The sequence below is a fragment of the Nostoc flagelliforme FACHB-838 genome, from assembly GCF_014698065.1.
Classification (GTDB): Bacteria; Cyanobacteriota; Cyanobacteriia; order Cyanobacteriales; family Nostocaceae; genus Nostoc; species Nostoc flagelliforme_B.
Genome location: NZ_JACJSI010000581.1, coordinates 1 through 2,897, shown reverse-complemented (window position 1 = coordinate 2,897; position 2,897 = coordinate 1). Strand labels below are relative to the sequence as shown.

Annotated in this window: 3 protein-coding genes; all 3 read left to right on the top strand. The window is 41.2% G+C overall.

Annotation, left to right across the window (positions count from 1 at the left end):
* On the top strand, nt 1–231 hold a 231-nt coding region (locus H6G97_RS49120; protein ID WP_190947520.1), incomplete at its 5' end, for a hypothetical protein.
* 4 nt (nt 232–235) lie between these two features.
* Nucleotides 236–1,777 (top strand): hypothetical protein, encoded by a 1,542-nt coding sequence (locus H6G97_RS49115; RefSeq protein ID WP_190947519.1) that lies wholly within the window; start codon nt 236–238, stop codon nt 1,775–1,777.
* 403 nt (nt 1,778–2,180) lie between these two features.
* Nucleotides 2,181–2,486 carry a hypothetical protein gene (locus tag H6G97_RS49110; protein ID WP_190947518.1) on the top strand — a complete coding sequence of 102 codons (306 nt, stop codon included), beginning with the start codon at nt 2,181–2,183 and terminating at the stop codon, nt 2,484–2,486.
* Nucleotides 2,487–2,897 lie beyond the last annotated feature (411 nt).

Below are 2,897 nucleotides of genomic sequence, written 5' to 3'. Positions count from 1 at the left end.
TTTATGGGTTATTTATCCGTTGCCAGCCCCGTTAGTCGATACATTCTTTGGTTTATTGGCATAATCTCCATCTGCTGCATAGTTCTGGGGTTATTCAACTTTGGCGGTTTAGTCATTAAAGGATTCGGCTTCAACCGCAAGACTTTCACCATTGGCTTAATGCCTGGAGTAATATTTCTGTTTGTCTTCTTGACTTTAGTTGCAGCTGGTGTGGCTTTGGGGGTGAGGTAAGTTTATGCCATTTGAATTACAACGTCTAACTGCCAGTGGGGTGATTCATGCAGAGCGAACTATTTTATGTTCTTTAGGAGCGAGTGCAGTATTATGCCTGTCTGCTCCTTTTTTCTTAAACACTGACCGAATCACAACCGGGATGCTGCTTGGTGCTGGAACGGTGAGCGCTGGCTTATTTGGAGTATCTGCCCAAATCAGCGAAGGCAAACAGAAAGTATACCGCTCTTTACAAAAAGCTAACTTGAAATCACTTAAAGCTAATTTACAAGGTGAGGCTGTTTATGATTATGTTACCACTGCGATCGCTGCCAAACGCCGAGTTGCTGACTATGTGAATCGGCTACCAATGCAAGAGCGCCCCCGGTGGATTGCTGAATATCAATTGCAAGGTTTGGTAACTCTAAGAGAACCACCAGCACAACAATCACCCTCACCGACTGGTATTCCCAACCCCGATATTGCTGATATTGATGAAGAATTTGTGCAGTCCGTGACTAATCCGGGTGCAATGAAAATTCTCCAAGCCCTAGCAGCAAATTATCCTGGTTACATCAGAATTGATGGTGCTTGGATTGATGAACTGTGTAATGCTGCATCTAATCAAGATATGACTCTTCGCAGTAATCACCATTTCTACATTTCTGGTGGTACACAATCTGGCAAATCAACTTTAGCAGGAGTGATTATCAACAAAATTGCTGCAAAATCTCAAACACCAGCAATTGTCATCGGCAGCGATCCAAAGGATGATGTCACCAGATGGTTGTGCAAGTTCAGCCGTAAGTTTGACGGCATGAAAGAACTAAAAAATTGGATTACCTTTGCAACTGGCATGATTGATCAACAAAAAGCCAGAGTTGCAAAAGTTGGTGGTGAATGTCAGGGTGTCCCAGAATTATTATTTGCCCAGGATGAAGTTGATAGTGTTTATGGTGGTGGTAAAGGACTTCCGGGAATGGTTGATGCTGATACCGCCAAAGATTTGCAAGGTTTTTGGAACTATATCATCAAATTCACTGCTGGGTTAAAAGGTCATGGTTTATTCATGGGCCAGTCCCCACTCTCTGGAGAAACTGGATTTAGCCGCCCGTCCTTGAAAAATGTTTGCTTTATTGCTGTGGGGCAGACATCGAGTTATATCCTTGACCATCCCCAAGATTTTCTGAATGTCAAAAAAGAAATTCTTGAAATCTTGCGACAGGCTTGCGAACTGTTAGATAAAGCTGGAGTTCGATATGCTCTAGTGATTCCCACTCGGTCTAATCCCTTTGTTGCTCTAATCCCGGAATTTGATATCAAGGGTCTGGAACAAAAACAAGATTCCAAACCGAATAGTGACACTGTTAATAGTTCTAAAAATAATCAGCAATCCTCGCAGCAGCAGATTGACTGGTATCAAGAAATTAGAAAATGGGCAACAGAATTAGGAAGAAGACCGCATTTTCAGGAAATTAAACAAAAGTGGCATGAATTAACGGGGCAAGAGTTAAACGATTTGGGGGTGACATTACTATTAGAAAATCTCGGCTACACAGACGATTAAACTGGAATGCTCGATATGGTAATCCTAAAGAGTATAGAAAACAAGTAGCGATGCCTACGGCGGGCTGCGCCTACGCTCACCGAAAAACTCACAATTATTGTGTCGTTTGTCTGACGAAAAAAAGTGAAGAAATTCACCATGCCTATTATGGGAATGACGTTATTGGGGTATCAACATTTTCTACGTGCTACCGTTGTCATCATGAGATTTGTCATAGTCCAATTAACTGGATTAAGAACCCTAGTAATCCTGTTTGGGGTAATCGCAATACTGACGATTTTATTACGAGATTGAGGCTGGGATATCAGCTACTTTATGGAGGAATCAAACATTTTTAATGAATTGAACAGTGTCGTTAATTTTCCTAAAAATTAAGTTTTAAGCTAATCGGAGAAGAATTCTTATGTATAACAGTGAATACGATGATTTAAGTTTTGAAGAGCAATTACATCTGACTGAATCCCTTATCAGACGGCGACACAATCAGCAGATTTCCTTGCGCCGAAATGCTCAATTGTTACAGCAGGAGTTAAGTTTTGAGGCTGAATTGTTAGAAGACAATCCAGAGTTAGCCCAGACGATCCATTCTCTCAATATGCAGGAAATTCAAGCCCAACAGCAAGGATTATTTGGTGCTATGCAAGGGGATTCAACTCCTAAAGGACAAAGTGTTTGGAATAAGTTTTTTCCGGGATTAGGTGGAAAATAAATAATTAGTGAGCTAAATCTATTGCAAGCGCAAGAAATAACAAAGGTTTCAATCCTCACCCTCACTAGGAGGGTGTTGTAACTCGCAAATGAATCAACTCTTGCCAAACTAATTTGGTTTCAATCCTCACCCTCACTAAGAGGGTGTTGTAACAATCAGGTAAAAGTGGCTCATCTGAGTCAATGTCGTTTCAATCCTCACCCTCACTAAGAGGATGTCTGAGAAGTAAGAAAGCCCACATAACGGTATCCTGTCATTAGAAAAAATACTTAAGTATGACAGCGTTATGAGAGCTATGAATCCATCGTACCCAAGTAATCTGACTTTAGAACAGTGGGAAATACTATCAGGACTAATTCCTAAGTCAAAAAGCGGTGGTCGAAAACGTAGTGTCGATATGCAGGCGATCGT

Excerpts from the sequence above, each read along its gene's own strand:
- H6G97_RS49115 (WP_190947519.1), top strand. The coding sequence starts at position 236 with ATGCCATTTGAATTACAACGTCTAACTGCCAGTGGGGTGATTCATGCA.
- H6G97_RS49110 (WP_190947518.1), top strand. The coding sequence starts at position 2,181 with ATGTATAACAGTGAATACGATGATTTAAGTTTTGAAGAGCAATTACAT.